The sequence below is a fragment of the Dictyoglomus sp. DH genome (assembly GCF_055181375.1).
In genome coordinates this window covers 194,878-212,250 of record NZ_CM143706.1, presented here as the reverse complement: position 1 = coordinate 212,250, position 17,373 = coordinate 194,878, and the positions used below count along the sequence as shown (strand labels likewise).

13 protein-coding genes are annotated in these 17,373 nt (G+C 31.6%); 5 read left to right on the top strand and 8 right to left on the bottom strand.

From position 1 onward, the window contains the following. Nucleotides 1-25: 25 nt before the first annotated feature. Genes ACY3JJ_RS00995 through ACY3JJ_RS00985 form a run of 3 tightly spaced genes read right to left on the bottom strand, consistent with a single transcriptional unit; the run spans nucleotide 26 to nucleotide 4,798 of the window. A complete protein-coding gene (locus ACY3JJ_RS00995) occupies nucleotides 26-1,945 on the bottom strand; it encodes a transketolase (RefSeq protein WP_463091955.1) in 1,920 nt (639 codons plus the stop codon). Nucleotides 1,946-1,986: 41 nt separating this feature from the next. Continuing rightward, on the bottom strand, nucleotides 1,987-3,564 hold the full coding sequence (locus tag ACY3JJ_RS00990) for an NAD+ synthase (RefSeq protein ID WP_463091954.1): 1,578 nt from the start codon (nucleotides 3,562-3,564) through the stop codon (nucleotides 1,987-1,989). Next, on the bottom strand, nucleotides 3,539-4,798 hold the full coding sequence (locus ACY3JJ_RS00985) for a M48 family metallopeptidase (RefSeq protein WP_463091953.1): 1,260 nt from the start codon (nucleotides 4,796-4,798) through the stop codon (nucleotides 3,539-3,541). The genes ACY3JJ_RS00990 and ACY3JJ_RS00985 overlap by 26 nt, the downstream gene beginning before the upstream one ends. Nucleotides 4,799-4,961: 163 nt before the next feature. Here ACY3JJ_RS00985 and ACY3JJ_RS00980 point away from each other — a divergent pair, with 163 nt between their 5' ends. Further along, nucleotides 4,962-5,324, top strand: coding sequence for a PadR family transcriptional regulator (locus tag ACY3JJ_RS00980; protein ID WP_463091952.1), 363 nt, complete (start codon nucleotides 4,962-4,964; stop codon nucleotides 5,322-5,324). On the opposite strand, the gene hpt is transcribed toward ACY3JJ_RS00980, so the two are convergent. Genes hpt through ACY3JJ_RS00965 form a run of 3 tightly spaced genes read right to left on the bottom strand, consistent with a single transcriptional unit; the run spans nucleotide 5,325 to nucleotide 7,895 of the window. After that, a complete protein-coding gene (gene hpt, locus ACY3JJ_RS00975; RefSeq protein WP_463091951.1) occupies nucleotides 5,325-5,849 on the bottom strand; it encodes a hypoxanthine phosphoribosyltransferase in 525 nt (174 codons plus the stop codon). A gap of 4 nt (nucleotides 5,850-5,853) precedes the next feature. Next, complete coding sequence (locus ACY3JJ_RS00970; protein WP_463091950.1) at nucleotides 5,854-6,783, bottom strand: cytidylate kinase family protein; 930 nt, start codon at nucleotides 6,781-6,783, stop codon at nucleotides 5,854-5,856. A gap of 2 nt (nucleotides 6,784-6,785) precedes the next feature. Continuing rightward, on the bottom strand, nucleotides 6,786-7,895 hold the full coding sequence (locus ACY3JJ_RS00965) for an iron-containing alcohol dehydrogenase family protein (RefSeq protein ID WP_463091949.1): 1,110 nt from the start codon (nucleotides 7,893-7,895) through the stop codon (nucleotides 6,786-6,788). Nucleotides 7,896-8,084: 189 nt separating this feature from the next. Between ACY3JJ_RS00965 and ACY3JJ_RS00960 the strand changes: the two genes are divergently transcribed. Further along, on the top strand, nucleotides 8,085-8,834 hold the full coding sequence (locus ACY3JJ_RS00960) for a DUF4272 domain-containing protein (RefSeq protein ID WP_463091948.1): 750 nt from the start codon (nucleotides 8,085-8,087) through the stop codon (nucleotides 8,832-8,834). Here ACY3JJ_RS00960 and ACY3JJ_RS00955 read toward each other — a convergent pair. Then, nucleotides 8,831-11,857, bottom strand: coding sequence for a glycosyl hydrolase (locus ACY3JJ_RS00955; protein ID WP_463091947.1), 3,027 nt, complete (start codon nucleotides 11,855-11,857; stop codon nucleotides 8,831-8,833). The genes ACY3JJ_RS00960 and ACY3JJ_RS00955 overlap by 4 nt on opposite strands. A 12-nt stretch (nucleotides 11,858-11,869) precedes the next feature. Further along, nucleotides 11,870-13,090 (bottom strand): lipid-A-disaccharide synthase-related protein, encoded by a 1,221-nt coding sequence (locus ACY3JJ_RS00950; RefSeq protein ID WP_463091946.1) that lies wholly within the window; start codon nucleotides 13,088-13,090, stop codon nucleotides 11,870-11,872. Nucleotides 13,091-13,225: 135 nt separating this feature from the next. On the opposite strand from ACY3JJ_RS00950, the gene ACY3JJ_RS00945 reads away from it, so the two are divergent. From ACY3JJ_RS00945 to ACY3JJ_RS00935, 3 genes are all read left to right on the top strand, one after another. Next, on the top strand, nucleotides 13,226-14,218 hold the full coding sequence (locus ACY3JJ_RS00945; RefSeq protein WP_463091945.1) for a LacI family DNA-binding transcriptional regulator: 993 nt from the start codon (nucleotides 13,226-13,228) through the stop codon (nucleotides 14,216-14,218). Nucleotides 14,219-14,426: 208 nt separating this feature from the next. After that, nucleotides 14,427-16,289 carry an ABC transporter substrate-binding protein gene (locus ACY3JJ_RS00940; protein WP_463091944.1) on the top strand — a complete coding sequence of 621 codons (1,863 nt, stop codon included), beginning with the start codon at nucleotides 14,427-14,429 and terminating at the stop codon, nucleotides 16,287-16,289. Between the two features lie 72 nt (nucleotides 16,290-16,361). After that, a complete protein-coding gene (locus tag ACY3JJ_RS00935; RefSeq protein ID WP_463091943.1) occupies nucleotides 16,362-17,372 on the top strand; it encodes an ABC transporter permease in 1,011 nt (336 codons plus the stop codon). Nucleotide 17,373: the final 1 nt, after the last annotated feature.

Here is a 17,373-nt window from a genome sequence, read left to right as displayed (position 1 = left end):
TTACCCCCCTATTTTTTATATTTTCTTATATTTCTTTTAGTATGGTTTCAACTACAGAATCTACATCTAATCCTTGTATCTTGTAAAGAGCATCTGGTTTTCCAGATAGTCCATATTCTTTTACTCCAAATTTTCTAAATTTTATCTTGAAGCCTCCTTCTAAGAGAGCTTCTGCAATTATACTTCCAATTCCAGTATTTACATTGTGATCCTCATAGGTGATTACAAATCCCGTTTTAGCTGCTTCTTCTAAGGCTTTCCAATCTATCTCCTTTGGAGATGTGAAATTAAATACTTTAACTTTGACTCCTTTTTCCTTTAATTTTTCCCATGCTTGTACTGCTCTAAAGACCATAGGGCCACAAGCTATGATTGCCGCTTTATCTCCATCTCTTACTTTTTCCATCTTTCCATATATGAATTCATAGTTCCCACCATATAGAGGATTTCCTTCCTCATCAGTAATTATAGGTGTTACAGATCTTCCCATAGCTACTAAGAAGTTTCCAAATTCTCTTGCCACATATCTTATTACTCTATCTGTTTGATTACCGTCTGCTGGAATTATAATTTTAAAGCCAAAAAGATTTCTAAATGTACCGATATAATCTATACATTGATGGGTTTTTCCATCTTCTCCTACATCGAGTCCACAATGGGTTACTATAACTTTCAAATTTGTATAATTAATATCGTTTAAGCGATGCTGATTATAAGTCTCATCAACTCCAAAGACTCCAAAGTCTGCAAAGAAGGTTATAACTCCTTGAGATGAAAGAGCTCCTGAGAGAGTAGCTGCATTATGTTCTTGTATACCTATCTCAAAGAAGTTTTCTGGAGCAATTTTTCCAAATTCATGGGTTCTTACCGATTCCATAAGATCGCAATCAACTACTGCAATAGGTGTCTTTCCTTCTTTACCAATGTTTAATTTGGCAAGATCTGCCAATGCTTTTCCAAAGGCTCCTCTGTTATCAATCTTTGCATCCTTATCATAGGTGATAGGTGTACCAGTATCAACATTAATAGGATATGGCTCAACAATGTGTTTATCTTTTGGTTTGAAATTTTCCCTCATAACTTTATATTTTTCAAGATCATCTTCAATTCCGAGTTCTTCAATGGCTTTCTTGTATTCATCTGGTTTTAAAGCTCTTCCATGAAATTCAAATTTATTCTCCATAAAGGAAACACCTTTACCCATAACTGTATGGGCTAATATGGCAGTTGGTTTTTCGTCATATACAGCTTGTCTTATAGCTTTATATAACGCTTGTAGATCGTGTCCATCTACCTCTATTACTTCCCATCCATCAGAGAGGTAGTTTTCTTTTATATTTTGAGGCATGATTTCAGATAATGGTCCTGAAAGCTGTAGCTTGTTATAATCAATTAAGACTGTTAAATTTGATAGATTATATTTTTTAGCAAATCTTCTGGCCTCGGATATTTGTCCTTTTTGTTGTTCTCCGTCTCCCATTACTACAAATACATGGAAATCTTTTTTAAGAAGTTTTGCAGAAAGTGCCATTCCACAACCAGCAGAAAGTCCTTGTCCTAAATTACCTGTGCTCCATTCTACTCCTGGTACATATCTTTCCACATGTCCCTCAAATATACTTCCAGCGAGCCTAAAATACGCAATAGCCTCATCTATATTGAAAAAACCAAGATTACCTAAGGCTGAATATACTCCTGGAGAGGTATGACCGTGACTGATAATAATTCTATCTCTGTCAGGATTCTTTGAATTTTGAGGATCTACATTTGCAAAATAATAAAGGGTTAAATACATTTCAATTGATGACATGGAGCCTCCGGGATGACCAGATCCAGCTAATGTGGTCATTTTTAGTATGTCGCCTCTACATTTGTGGGCTAATTGTTTTAGGTATTGTAGATCTTTCTCATCCATTTGGGGTTCGGTAAAACGATTTCTTCTCATTAAAATTAGCACCTCCTTTTTAGTTAATCTAAAGAATTATATCATATTATTTTATAAACTAAGGGTAAGACCCTTTCTCTTAAAGGATTTTTGGATCTAATTCTCAATACAGGTGGGATTTGCCTTCTCTTATATTCACTTTTCTCTACTTTTTCTATAACATTTCTTACTATATTTTTAGGAAACCCCAAATTTATAATTTCTTCTTCTGATTTGTTTTCATCTACATATGCAGTAAGTATAGGATCTAATATGGAATAGGGTGGAAGAGAATCTTCATCCTTTTGATTTGGGTGTAATTCTGCAGATGGTGCTTTTGTAATAATATTTTTGGGTATAACTTCTCTTTCCCTATTTATATATTCTGCCAATTTATATACTGTAGTTTTGTAGATATCACCGATAACCTCTAGACTTCCTGCTGTATCTCCGTAAAGAGTACAATAACCTGTAAGAGCTTCGGATCTATTTCCTGTTGCAAGTACAATGTAATTTTCTCTATTTGATATGAACATCAGCAGATTTCCTCTTATACGGGATTGTAAATTTTCTTCTGCTATATCTATGATAGGAGATTGGGAAGGATTTAATTCTTTTATGTATGAATAAAATATGTCTTTTATGGATAGAATCCTAAAATTTATGTTTAAATTTTTTGAAAGTTCTTTAGCATCTTCAATGCTTTCTTTTGAAGAATATATGGAAGGCATACTTACTCCTAATACTTTTTCCTCACTTAGGGCTTCCTTGGCAATACAAGCTACAACTGCAGAATCTATCCCTCCTGAAAGTCCAATTACAGCTTTTTCAAAACCAGATTTTCTAAAGTAATCTCTTACTCCTAAAATTAAACCATTATATATAAAAGAAATGTCTTCTTCTTTATAAGAAGTTACCGATAGATTTTCCAAATTTATGGTTGTTATATCTTCTTCAAAATTTTTGCCTTCAAAAATCAAATCTCCTTTTTCTGAAATTATAAAACTACCACCTTCAAAGATTAATTCCCCATTTCCCCCTACTTGATTTAAATATATAATTTTTTTATTAAAGTTTTTTGCTATATTTCTTGCATTTTCAATTTTTTCCTTTCTTTTTCCTAAATAATAAAAAGAAGAGGAAATTATAATAATTAGGTCGACTTGATATAGATATTCTTGCAAAGGCGTTATATCATTACACTGTAAAAGATCATCCCCTATAAAGATGCCTATTTTATGGTTATTAAACTCTATAAATTCTGAATTACCACATTGAAAATAAAGATTTTGGTGTAGTGGATCTTTTGTGAAAAGGAATTTATCAACTCTTTTTAAAGTATTTTTATAAAATAAGTAGGCACTATTATAAATGCCATGAGAAGTATAATAAGGAGATCCTATTAAAATACCTATTGGATAATTTTTTCTTAGGATTTTCTCTATACTATATTCTAATTTTTCTTTTATATTTTTCCTTTTTAGTAAATCAAAGGGGGGAAATCCTAATATGGACATTTCTGGAAATATAATTAAATCAGAATTATCTTTGATCCCCTTCTCTATGGTTAATTCTATTTTATTAAAATTTCTCTCAACATCTCCTATGGTGGGGTTAATTTGGGCTATTGTTATTTTCATCTTTTTGTACCTCCTTTTCTAAGGCTAATAAATGGTAAATTCTTTCTGAAGGAGTTGGATGGGAGTAATACCAAGTCCTATATAGTGGATCAGGATAAAGATTTGAAAGATTTTCCTTCACTAATCTTTTTAAGGCATTTATTAGGGGGTAGGAAGTTCCAAGAAGCTCTGCAGAGAATCTATCAGCTGAGTATTCCATTTTTCTTGACAAGAAATTTATTAATGGATTTAAAAAGTAAAAGAAAGATGAAACAAAGATAAAGGCATAGGTAAGGAGTGTAAATTCCTTCTGTATGCCAAAGTATTTACTTAGGGAAGCAGATTTAAAGACAACAAAAGTTAGATAGATATAGAAAACATAAAATATTATTGAAGAAAGCATTAGGATAGTAATATGTCTCTTTTTGTAATGACCCAATTCGTGGGCAAAAATAGCAAGAATTTCCTCTTGAGGATATGAGAGTAACGTATCATAAAGTACTACTCTTTTGGATTTTCCAATTCCTGTAAAATAAGCATTTTGTTTTCTTGTTCTCTTTGATGCATCCATCACAAATACTTGTTTTACATTGAAGCCTACTCTTTCTACAAGCTCTATAATCTTTTTTCTCAAATCCTCATTTTCTAAGGGGGTAAATTTATTGAAAATAGGTGCAATTAATATGGGATAGATATATACCATTATAATTTCAAATATTATTATTACTAAGGCAAATTTCCACCAAAAATTGGGATCAGATTTAATAATGTAAAGAAGTAAAGAGAGTATAGGTGTGCCAAGAATTATAGAAAGGATAATTGATTTGATAAGATCAAGAATAAAGATTTTAGGGGTCATAGTATTAAATCCGTACTTGTTTTCTATTACAAAGATGTAATATATGTCAAAAGGTATTGAAATGATAAGATTTATGAGACCAAATATTCCAAAAAATAGAAGACCTTGAAGAATAAAGGATGATGTTATTGATGAAGCAACTTTTTCAATATATGGATAAAGAAGGAAAATAAATATTAGGTTAAAGATAAAATCAAAGGTTTTAGACCATAAATTGAATATAACCCTATCTTTCAAATAAATTTGTGATTTTTTAAAGTCTTCATCTGTAATAATATCCTTGAATATTTCAGGGACTTCTTTATGAGAAAGGGCATATTTTAGATTTCTTATGTCTAAATAAAAGCTTATTATCTCTTTTAAAAATAAAACTAAAAGAAAGACTGCTAAAAACATGTTTGATCTCACCTCCAATTAAAAAAATCTTTTAAAATTATATAATGAAAGTATAAATATTAATATATTGTTCTTCGTTTTTGCCGGGTATTCCTTACTTGACAAATATTTAAATGGTATATATATATTAAAAGTAGATATAGAATATATGGAGGAATGGAGTATGAAAAGATGCAATGTAAGATCTACAGGTCTTTCTCCTACCTTCTGGTTGAGAGCTTGGATAATAATTTCTTTATCAGATAGAGAGCTTCATGGATATGAACTCATCTCAAGTCTTACCGAGGCTTTCCCAGGTATTATTACACCAGGTATAGGTGGTATGGGAAGAGGTTATAGAATTTTAAGGGAGTTGGAAGAAGAAGGTATTATTATTGGTAGATGGAGCATGGAAGAAACGGGCCCTGCTAAGAAGGTATATCGTCTAACGGATGAGGGAGAGAAGCTTAGGGAAGAGATTATTAAGCATGTAGAAGGTATGAAGAGTTATATAGATAAGTTTTTAGCGCTTGCCTCAAAGCTTTAATTAAAATTCTTCTAATATGGCTATATATGGTAGATTTCTATATTTTTCTTTATAATCAAGACCATATCCTATAACGTAGTAATTTGGTATTTCAAAACCCTTATAATCTACCTCTATATCTATTATTCTTCTCCCTGGGCAATCAAGGAGCGTGCATACTTTTATAGAATTTGGGTTTCTTGCTTGAAGATTTCTTATTAAATAAGATAAAGTTAATCCAGTATCTACAATATCCTCTATTATTATTACATCTTTACCCATTATATTTATATCCAGGTCCTTAGTAATTCTGACAATTCCTTGATTATTCTTAGATGAACCATAGCTTAATATGGAGATAAAGTCTAAAATAAATGGTATTTTAATATTTCTTGTAAGATCAACGGTAAAATATACTGCTCCTTTTAAGACGCAAGCGAGTATAAGATCTTTGTCTTTATAATCTGTGCTTATTTCTTCTCCTAATTCTTTTAGCCTTTTCTCAATATCTTCTTTTGTAAAAAGTATTTTTCCTATTTTTTCCATATTTCTATCTTATTTCTTTAATTCTATATTTTGATAAAAGTTTTTCATATTCTTTACCATAGAATAATTTTATTTTTATATCTGGATATAAATTTTTTAGTTTTTTTATTTTTTTTAGTTTTTCCCCCATAACCCTTGGTCTCTGTAATGTGAGTTCAATATATAGATCAAAATCGGGTAAATAAAAATCTGGGGTAAAGGATTCTATTACATTCCCATCATTATCCCATTCCAATGGAAATGTTCTTGGTTCGTATTCCCACCTTATTTGATAAAAGGTTAATATCTTTGCAAATTCTTCTTCGGTTTTGTTAGCAAATTTAGGCTTTTGGGGAAGAGATAGTTGTTCTGGAGTATATATTTTTGATTCTTGCCTTTCTATTACCTTTTCAATGATAGATTCTATCTCCTCTGCAGTAAAAAAAGATCTGTCAATAGTTAAATGGTATAAAGATGGGTCTTTCCAACTGTTTAAAAATAACGTTTTATAGAAAATCTCTCTTGAAAAGTCTTTTTCTTTTATTAGTTCCAATGCTTTTTCCTCAGAAAGGAGAAATTTATTAGTTAAGAATTTTATTCTATAGCCTAAGGGTGCGATAACGTTAATATGAAAGGAATAATTTTCGTCTTTAAAGAGAAATTGGCCCCCTCTTCCTAATAAAAAAATGATATAATCCTTTTCCATATACTTTTTAACAATCATTCTTACCTGTTCTTTGTAAGTTTCTATGAAATTAGGATCTCTAATTCCTTTTTCCAGTTCTTTCTCTTTATTCTCAAATTCTTGTATATTAAAACCTTCAAGGGCTAATTCTTCATGAATTCTTCTACGGTCTAAAATTTCCCCATTAAATTTCTTTGATATTTTATTTATGATTTCATCTATATCTGTACCGAAATCTCTTGATATGGTTATGAGCCTTATTTTTACCATTTCTACATTACTTCTTGGAAAAGATAATATATATCTTCCTCCCTAACAGGCCTAAGATTGTTTTCTACATTAAATTTTGCTTCTAATGTCCTCTTTACAAGAAGGTCTAAATCAAGAGGTTGAGAGGTAACTTGATTAATTCTGGTTGGTAGATTGAGAGTTTTAAGAAAGTCTTCCATTTTTTCAGCAGGATCTCCATTAAAAAGATTTTTTAGAAACTTTAATTTTTCATCAGGAATAAAAGGGGCATTAAATCTTAAATAAGGAGGAAGTAAAATTCCATTTGCTATTCCGTGGGGTATATTATAGATTCCTCCCAGGGATCTTGACATAGCATGTACTAAAGTGGTTTTTGTATTGTTTATGGCAATACCGGCCCAAAAGGCAGCGTAAGCCATTCTTTCCTTGGCATATGTGGAATTTTCAAGAACTGATTTCGGTAAAAAATTATATATATCCACCAAAGCTGATCTTGAATAGCATTCTACCATGCAATTAGAGTTTCTAGAGAGATAAGATTCAAGGGCATGAGAAAAGGCATCTATTCCTGTAGAGGCAGCTACGAGAGGAGACATGGTAAAGGTAAGTTCAGGGTCTATTATAGAAAGAGTAGGAATTAAAGCTTTTCCCATGAGAATAAATTTATCTTTTTTCTCTTTATCGGTAATTACTGCGAATCTTGTAGCTTCACTACCTGTTCCAGCTGTGGTAGGTACTGATATAATAGGAAGTGCTTCTTCTATTTCCTTGCCCTTATATTCTAAAAGATTAGCTTTTGTTTTTATTCTGAAAGCGATGATTTTAGCCATGTCCATTACACTACCACCACCAATTCCAATTATTCCATCAAAGTTGTTACCTACAATATTATCGCAGAGTTGATGTACAATTTCTAAAGATGGTTCTGGAGGAATTCCTGTAATAAGGATTACATTCAACTTATGCTTTTTGATATCTTCTAAAATCTTATCTAAGACTCCACTTTTTTTAAGAGAATGCTCTCCAGTAAGAAGTAGAAATTTTTCTCCAATTTTTTTAAGCTCTGTGCCAAGAGAATCTATTGAGCCTTTTCCGTAGATTATTTTTTGAGGTAAATCTAAAGAATATATCACAATTCCCTCCTCTTTTAATTTGCAACCTTTATTTATTATAATATACTCTAATGAAATGTAAAGGAGAGGATAGAAATGAGGAAAATAAAAGAGAAGTTTGGAGAAATTATATTATTGCTTAGCTTAATTTTAACTTTTGTTACCTTTTTTTATGCCTTTATATTTTTTGTGACTTATAAGGTGTAAAAAGTGGAAGAAGAGATTTACTTAAATCCACCTACTGAAAGAGAGGTTATAAATAGAGCTCTTTGTCTTTCTATTTTGTTTCTGAGGTCACAGGCAGAGGCAATTTATCTTTCTTCCCCTGTTAAAGAAATTTTCAATATTGAAAGTAATTTTTTCCAAGAAGTATATAAATGGATTGAAGAGGAAAATTTAAAAAATTCTTTTACAGAACAAGAAAGAATACTTCTTGGAAAAGATATAGGAAAATGGGATGAGAATGAAACCTTACTTTCCTTTACCTATCTGGAATCCTTAGGTGTACTTTTCTGGGCTTTATCTCTTATTGATAAACTTCCCCCTTATGATATAGGTTTTAGATTAGGTGATGTGATAGATGTGATTCCAGTATTAAAAAGTAGAGATGAGTTTTTAGGAAAAGTTAAATTAAGACCATTTAAAGAGCTAATAAAGGAAAGAGATATAGCTGAGATATGGTATTTTAGGTGGAAGCTTGGGAGAATGGAAAAGGAAAATTATAAATTAGGAGAAGGAAAATCATATAAAGATGCCTTAAGGCTATTGGTAGAAAAAGCTCTTTCCTCTGGTGCTATCTCTTATACTATAGAAGGTGATTTTCCAGTACAAGGAAAGCCCTTTTATCTTATTACTGGCGAAGATCATCTCTTTCTCTCAGGAATTATTCTTGAGAGGTTTTTAACTCTTAATTGGCTATGTGGTAGCTATAAAAGTTGGGACGAAAGAAAGGAATATTAACCTATCACCTCTATTTTTACTGGTGAAAATAATCCATAAGAATGGAATACGTATGACTTTGTATATTCTTCACCCTCTGGTCTAAAAGAGAGAGCACTTACAAAGTGGATTTTCTTTGCTCTATTATGAAGAGGACCAAGCATATTCCTTAGGCTACCTACTACTTCTAATTCTAATAAATTATTACCGTTTTGTAAGTAATTAGTGATATCTAATTTGTAAAATCTCCATGGGATAAATCCTACTGTTTCTCCATTTAGATTTACTTTAATAACTCCTGCAGAAAAATCCTCAATAGTTAGTAGATATTTTTCATTAGGATCTTTATGGAAAGGTAGTATCTGTTTGTATATAAGGCTTCCTGCATAGTGGGGATATCCTTGAAGAACCCAATCTCCTAAGGTAATTCTATTATTTTCTTTAATTATTTCTCTATCTATATTTACAGCAAAATCACCTATAATATAGAAATCTTCAAGCTCTGTTGAATTTCTATAGTTCAAGAGTATCTCTATAATATTTTCCCCTATCTTAAATTCCTTTAATGGAATCTTTCTTAAAGATCTATCTATAAACCATCCTCCATCTATTATAGGTATCTCTTTATTATTTAGCTTTAAGCTGATCATTTCCTTTATATTTTCTGTTAAAAGATATAAGTCTTTTTCTGGCAGATCTTTTATATTAAATCTCGTTTTTAATTCAATCTTAGTATTATCCTTAGGATGAGGTATATTAACCCATTTCCATCTTTGAATTCCACCATTTAGATCGATATTTTTCATTCCAAGGGTATCTCTAATTTTTCTCTGAATAATCCAGATAGGTGTCTCTTCAGACCATTCTCCATCTAATTTAAATTGAGCAGTATCTATAGTGAGTACATTAGGGTCTAATCTTTTAACCTCGAAGGTAGGTTCTAAAAAGATGGTCCTTTTTATTTTCTTTGGCCTTTCTATTTTCTTGTATTCTCCTTTATATAGTATGTATAATTTGGATTCTGAGGGAGCAAAAGTAGTACGAATATGTTGATATCCTTCAGTTTCTATTGAAAATACATCTTTTATCTCTCCTGTAAGAAGATCCCATTCTTCTATTCTTCCTTTTCCCTCTAAGTATAGATCCACATTATAGGATCTTTCCCTATCATTATTTACTATAAAGAAAATCTTTTTACCATCATAATTTCTCTCCATATATAGAAACTGTTCTACTTCTTGTCCTACCACATCTCTTATGGATATTCTTCTTGGAATTATATTTTTAATATTTTCTGCAAGTTCTTTTCTTCCCTTTACTCTTATTACATTTGGATGATCAAAAAGTTTTTTCAATTCTTCTTTCCCTTTTTCTCCTTCCACATATTCTGGTAATGGCTCCATAATAATTACTTTCCCATCATTATTTAGAAATTCTAAAAGTAAGGAAAGAGTACTTTTTCTTAGGGTAATTACTGGTGGCACTATTACTAATATATATTTGGCTTCTCCTAATATAAACTCTTTTCTTTCCTTATCTATTTTCCCATATTTTTCAATAATCTTTTCATCTCCCAAATCAAAATCATAATGAATTCCTAAAAGGGCATTTATAATCTCTTTAAATTCTTCTCCTCTTTCTTGGGGTACAGATTTATCTCTTCCATTAAATTCACACCAACTACTTTCAATGGGGTGAATAAGAAGAATATCCCTTACAGGTTTACCTAAGGTTAGAATATAGGAAAGTCTTGCAAAATAACCTTCTATAAGATGTTGATACTTCCAAGAAGGGTTGTGATTGAAAGAGGGTGGATAGTCTCTTTTTCTACAACCTCTAAGAGAATACAAAAAAAGATGTTGGCATCTCATATTTACTCCAAGAGCATATTGCCAGTCTGCCACATGTTTTTGCCCTTCAAAGGTAAATTCCCATCCAGTACATCCATAAGTTTCGGAAATAACTCTACTTTTTCCTAATTGATTTGCCACGCTGGTTGCTTGTTTTGCTGTAAGGTATTCATATCTTACCTCGGTTAATATATCTATTCCTGGAATATCCATGTATTCGTAATGAGGCATTATAGATCCACTACATAATATTACATGAGGGAAATTATCTTCTTCTAAATAATGCCCAGTAAATAATATATTATGCTCTTTACACCAATTATAGATATTTTTAGTGTAACTTTCTAAGAAAAGCTCTGAAATGGTTCTCCAATAGTCATATCTTGCCTTTATGGACTTTTCTCCTGAAAAGAATACAAAGGGGGCTATATCAAAAAAATCATATCCTCTTTTTTCTTTAAAATATTCAGGAAATATATCAGTCCAAGGTAATGCATAATATTCTAAATTTCCTCCCCAAAGAAAAGGAAATATATTGGGTTCATCAGTAAATATACCCTTAACTTGTTTTCCAAAATCTGCCTTTAGTCTTTCGTAATATATCTCATGGGTAACTTGTATAAATGTTTTCACACTTTTAGGATTTAGATTATCTGGTGGTGCATCACCATTATACCAATCAGATTTTCCAGCAACGATTCTATATAATGCTAAAATGTTTTCATCTTTACAAAGTCTTAAATTCTCGATATTATTTACTCTTTCTATACTCTTTATGTTTTCACTTTCTATTTTCCCTTTGTAAATAGCCAATTCTTTTCCATTAAGTTCTTTTGCATCTTTCAATATTTTTAAAGTGAGAATTTTAGCTCTTCCTTCATCTCCAATTTTTTCTGCAACCTTACCTCCTGCAAAGCCAGAAGGCCATCTATCTTCATCATAAAGCCATGGATCTATGTCTATTATCTTGGAATTTTTTACTACTTCTTCTACTAAATCTAACCATTCTTCTCCCATATATTCAGTCTCTAAACCTACCCTTGAATGCATGAAGAACCCACCAATACCTTTTTCTTTAAAATCTTTTATTTGGTTTGTTAGTTCTTGAGCATTAAGCTTATCATTCCATGACCAAAAAGGTATCGCCCTATATATTTTTTCAGGATTTTTAAAATTCTTCTTTATCTCTTCCATTTTCCTCCCCCTTTAAACTTTAATAATTTGATAAATCTTTTCTGCTATCCTTTTAGAAGCTCCTTTTTCACCCATTCTTTTTCTTCCATTTATGGATATCTTCTCTAAAAGTTCTTTGTTATTGTGTATCATGGAAAATATTTTAGGAATTTCTTCTGCATTTTTGGCTAAGAAAAGAGAATCACCTAAGAGTCTCTTCTGTAAAAGAGCAAACTTTTTGGTAAATTGAGGCCCTTTACCAAATATGGCAATGGCTGGTTTACCAAGACCTACAAACTGTTCTGTTGCTGTTCCTGCCATGCAAAGTCCTATCTGGGCATTATGAATACAATCGGAGAAGGCATGGGTAAGAATTAGTGCATGACTGTTATTTTTGAAAAGTATATAATCTTTTGTTTCTATATACTTTTTAAAATTTTTGGAAAACAAAATGTTTTCTAATTCCTTTATGGGAATATTAGGAGATATAGCAGTAAGAAAAAGAAATTTTTCCTCTAACCTTGATCTCAAAAGATGTAATATACCCTCAGTAAGGAGCTGAAAATTATAATAAGCTTCTGGTATTTTAGATCCTGGAAGAATCAGAATTTTTATGTAATTGTAAAAATTGTTAATGGGTATTTTGTTTTCAGGTTCTAAGCCATCCATCATAGGATTTCCTAAGTATTCGGAGTTTATTCCTGTTTTTTCCAGAATTAAGTGAGAGAGAAGATCACGTGGAAAAACTTTTAAAAGATTTTCTGATTTCATAAGAAAATATTCCAACAGGTAAGTTCTTATAGCAATTTCCATTGCTTTATTCTTGGAAAGTTTTTGTATATTTACCTTTTTATCATCTTTTAATGTGTAATATACTGATTTTTGAATGCTTACGAAGAAAAATTTTTGGGGGGATAATCTTGCTAAAAAGAGGGGTATAATATCGCCTACTGCTATAATATATCCATTTTTTTTAGACCACTTTTTAATTTCTCCCCACTGTTTCCGATGAAGATTCAATAATCCTTCTTTTAAATCTTTATATAAAATTCTTAGATTAGTTATAAATCCACCTGATGGTAATTTTTTATGAGGTCCTAAAAGAGGTATTTGATTTTTTTTATATAAAAATCCTTCCCCTACAATTGGCAGGGCTTCTATTTCTATTGAACTGTCGATTTCTCTTAACTCTTTTATGATATTGACTGCTACGTAATCTTCTCCATAGCCATTACTAATAAATAAAACTCTCATGTTTTAGATTTTAAGTCTATGAAAAACAATATGTCAATTTTATTTTTACATAAGAAAACGTTTACAAATATATAATATTTGATAAAATAAATATTAGAAATAGAAAAGGCAATAAATAGAAAGGGGAGTGTATTAATGGTAACAATAAAAGATGTGGCAAAAGAGGCTGGAGTTAGTATAGCAACAGTATCAAGAGTACTTAATAATTCTCCAAGAGTAAATGATGAGACAAAAAAGAAGGTATTAGATGCAATAAAAAAATTAGGATATTCTCCTAATGTAGTGGCAAGAAGTTTGGCAAAAAAGTCTTTAAAAACCAATGTTATTTCTATTGTAGTTCCATTTTTTACAAGGGATTTCTTTGTAGAGGTTTTAAGGGGTATAAATAATGTGATATCTAAAACCGATTATTCTATTCATCTATATAATATTGAGAGAATAGAAGATAGAGAGAAAATTTTTTCTCCTGAGCTTTTTAATAGATGTGATGGTCTAATTGTAGTTTCCTTTGATATTAAAAAGGATGAGGCTAAGATCTTAAAAAATGCTCAAAAGCCTGTAGTACTTATTGATAGCTATCATCCTGAGTTTTCCAGTGTATACGTTGATAATAAAAAGGGAGCTTATATGGCTGTAAGATATCTTATTGCTACAGGTAGAAGAAATATAGCCTTTGTTAGTGGTGTAATAAATGATCCTTTAGGGTTTATGGCAAGTTATAGGAGATATGAAGGCTTATTAGAAGCGTTAAAGGAGGCTGGAATTCCTTTTAATCCTCTACTCCATATTCAAACTGGATTTTCCTTAGAGAAAGGGTATAGAGCAGGTAAGACTTTAATTAGTCGAGGAATTCCCTTTGATGCTGTTTTCTGTGCGTCAGATACTCAAGCTATAGGGTTGATGAGAGCACTTTTAGAGGAGGGAATAAAGGTACCTGAAGATGTAGCTATAATTGGTTTTGATGACATATCGGATGCCAGATATTTAGGTCTTTCTACAGTAAAACAACCAATGACTGAAATGGGAGAAGTAGGAGCAAAGATACTCCTTGATTTGTTATTGGGGATTGAAACCTCTTTTACCCATTTAGAGCTTCCTTTAGAACTTATTATTAGATTGACGTCTTAAGATTTAAATTGAAGATATTTTTATCGTTATAATTTTTTATATACCCCTTGACTTATTTTTTATTTTATGATATTTATCATCCTGTAAAAGCGCTTACACAAATAAAAAGTAATTAAATTAGGGAGGTGATGAAAGGGTAATTAGGGTTTAAAGCTATGGTTCTGGGGGCTCTGTTTAAAAAAATATTTGGAAAGGGGGATAAGATTAAATGAAAAAGTTTTCAATTATAATATTATTCATTCTGATGCTTTCTCTAGTAGGCCAAACTGTTATATTTTCTCAAGTACTTCCTAAGGTTCCTCGTCATGAAACACTTATAGTCGATGCCCTACATGGAAGATTAGCTAATCCAAAAGATTTTAATTTCTGGAAACCGGGAGTATCAGTAGGTAATGGGGCTCAACAGATGTTATTTGATGGTCTTTGGTACTTAGATTCACAAACAGGTAAAGTAATCAATGCTTTAGCTCAATCTGAACCAGTATATGAAAATAATTTTAGAAAAATGACAGTTAAGTTGAGAAAAGGAATATATTGGAGTGATGGAAAGCCTTTCACTGCTGATGATGTTGTATTTACTGTAGATTATCTTATGAAACATCCTGGAATGTCTTATAGTGATGCTTTCAATAGATATGTATCTAAGGTATATAAGAAAGATAACTACACTGTAGTGTTTGAACTAAAAGAGTCAGTACCGGCTTTTCATTATCTCTTTACCTCTATTGTCTATGCTACCTGTTATATTATGCCTAAACATGTGTTTGAAAAAGTAGCAGATCCTTTAAAGTTTGAATTTAACCCACCTGTTTCTTTAGGACCCTATGTTTTGAAGCAATATGATCCTCAAGGATATTGGTGGTTATTTGAAAGAAGAGTTGATTGGAGAAGGACAAGTGTAGGCCAGATATATGGTATGCCTCAGCCTAAATATGTACTTTTTATTTACTATGGTCCTGATGAAAAGAAGGTAATGGCACAAGCTCAACATCAATTAGATTTAATATTTGACTTAACTCCTGAATCTTGGGAGATTCTAAGAAAAAGCAACCCCTATTCAAGGGTATGGTATAAAGATTTTCCATGGGCTTGGATGGATGATGTAAGGGCAAGAATAATGGCTATGAATTTAGAAAAGCCACCATTCAATAATAAAGATGTAAGATGGGCTTTAACATTAGCTACAGATATAGTTGATGTAGTAACATCTGGATTTGATGGAATTGCAAGAGTCAATCCTTTATGGATATGTGCAACGGAATCTCTATTAAAAGAGTACTATTTACCTCTGGAGAATTGGTTGAAGAATTTTACTTTAGAAGATGGATTTAAACCCTGGGATCCAACAGTCCCAGATAGAATTGTAGATTATGCAAAGAAGAGAGGTTATACAGTAACAGGTAATCCAAGAGAAATCTTTGGTATAGGTTGGTGGAAATATGCTCCTGAAGTAGCTGAGAAATTACTAGTAAAGAATGGATTTAAGAGAGTTGGAGGAAAATGGTACTTACCAGATGGAACTCCTTGGAAGATAACTATTACTGCTCCTGCTAATTTTGAAATACATGCTACAAGACTTGCTTTTGCAGTAGCTGATCAGTGGAGAAAGTTTGGTATAGATGTAAATGTAGAGACAGTAGAGGCAGGACCATTCTGGAATAAGTGGAACCTTGGAGATTTTGAGGTTGGTTCTTACTGGGAAGTACCAGCAACTGATTTCTACACCTTTGTACAAGGTTATCATTCCAGATTCTATAAACCAACAGGGCAGGTGGCTACTGCGGGGAACCAGATTAGGTGGAAGAATGCTAAGTTAGATAAACTCCTTGATGAGTTAGTAAACTTACAGCCAGAATCTCAAAAGGCAAAGGCTATAGTAAGTGATATATTGAAGCTTTATGTAGAAGAAATGCCAGCACCGGTCTTTATAATCAATTTGAAGTTTAATTCACAGGATCATTATTATTGGACTAACTTCCCAACATCAGACAATTCATATATGGCACCTGTGTGGTGGTGGGGTCAATTTAAGTTTATCTTACCGCAAATAAAGCCAACTGGAAGAAAGTAATAAGATAATATTTGGGGTTTCCCCCTCTAAACGAGGGGGAAACCCTGTTTTAGGGAGGGAGAAAATTATAAAATGAATTTATTGAAAAGATATATAATTCCCAGATTGATTCAATATTTTATTGTTATATTTATAGGTGTGACTGTAGTTTTTTTAGTTCCAAGATTTACCCCTTTAGATCCTGTTGTAACAGTTCTTAATAGAATGACATCTTACGGTGCTCAATATCTTGATCCTTCTGCAATAGAGAAATTGAAGGATACTATGATGGAGTTATATGGATTGAAGGGGAGTATATGGGAACAATATTTAGGTTTTTGGAAGAGGTTATTTAAGGGAGATTTTGGACCTTCTTTATCAATATTTCCAACACCTGTAATATCTATAATCGCAAATTCTTTACCATGGACTGCAGGTCTTTTAGTTGTTGTTGCTATCCTTTCATGGGTAATAGGTAATATTCTTGGGGGAATAGCAGGATATTATGCCGATAAAAAATGGTCAAAGTTAATGTCTATAATTGCCATGTCAATTTACCCAATTCCCTATTATATAATGGCTTTGGTACTTTTAATTCTTTTTGCCTATATTTTTCCTATTTTTCCAATGGTAGGAGGATACAGCATAGGTCTTACACCATCTTTATCTTTAGAATTTATATTTAATGTAATTAAGCATGCTACTCTACCAGCATTATCTCTTATCCTAATAGGTATTGGTTGGTGGTTTCTGAGTATGAGATCTTTAACATCTACTATTGTAGCTGAAGATTTTGTAACATATGCTGAAGTAATGGGGATTCCATCAAGGAAGATACTGTTTCAATATGTTATGAGGAATGGTTTGCTTCCTCAGATAACGAATTTAGCCTTACAAATAGGTGGTATTTTTAGTGGATCTTTGATTACAGAGACAGTTTTCTCATATCCTGGATTAGGACAACTTCTTTATATGGCAATTAATAACGGTGATTTTAATTTAATTATGGGAATAGCTGTACTTTCTATTATAGGAATAGCCACAGCAGCCCTTTTAATTGACTTATTATATCCTCTCTTTGATCCTCGTGTACGTTACAGGTAAG

What these genes read in the sequence shown, in the direction of transcription:
- ACY3JJ_RS00970 (WP_463091950.1), bottom strand. Translation starts at nt 6,783, where the DNA reads ATGGTAAAAATAAGGCTCATAACCATATCAAGAGATTTCGGTACAGAT.
- ACY3JJ_RS00955 (WP_463091947.1), bottom strand. Translation starts at nt 11,857, where the DNA reads ATGGAAGAGATAAAGAAGAATTTTAAAAATCCTGAAAAAATATATAGG.
- ACY3JJ_RS00980 (WP_463091952.1), top strand. Translation starts at nt 4,962, where the DNA reads ATGAAAAGATGCAATGTAAGATCTACAGGTCTTTCTCCTACCTTCTGG.
- ACY3JJ_RS00995 (WP_463091955.1), bottom strand. Translation starts at nt 1,945, where the DNA reads ATGAGAAGAAATCGTTTTACCGAACCCCAAATGGATGAGAAAGATCTA.
- ACY3JJ_RS00945 (WP_463091945.1), top strand. Translation starts at nt 13,226, where the DNA reads ATGGTAACAATAAAAGATGTGGCAAAAGAGGCTGGAGTTAGTATAGCA.
- ACY3JJ_RS00985 (WP_463091953.1), bottom strand. Translation starts at nt 4,798, where the DNA reads ATGTTTTTAGCAGTCTTTCTTTTAGTTTTATTTTTAAAAGAGATAATA.
- ACY3JJ_RS00990 (WP_463091954.1), bottom strand. Translation starts at nt 3,564, where the DNA reads ATGAAAATAACAATAGCCCAAATTAACCCCACCATAGGAGATGTTGAG.
- hpt (WP_463091951.1), bottom strand. Translation starts at nt 5,849, where the DNA reads ATGGAAAAAATAGGAAAAATACTTTTTACAAAAGAAGATATTGAGAAA.
- ACY3JJ_RS00940 (WP_463091944.1), top strand. Translation starts at nt 14,427, where the DNA reads ATGAAAAAGTTTTCAATTATAATATTATTCATTCTGATGCTTTCTCTA.
- ACY3JJ_RS00950 (WP_463091946.1), bottom strand. Translation starts at nt 13,090, where the DNA reads ATGAGAGTTTTATTTATTAGTAATGGCTATGGAGAAGATTACGTAGCA.
- ACY3JJ_RS00935 (WP_463091943.1), top strand. Translation starts at nt 16,362, where the DNA reads ATGAATTTATTGAAAAGATATATAATTCCCAGATTGATTCAATATTTT.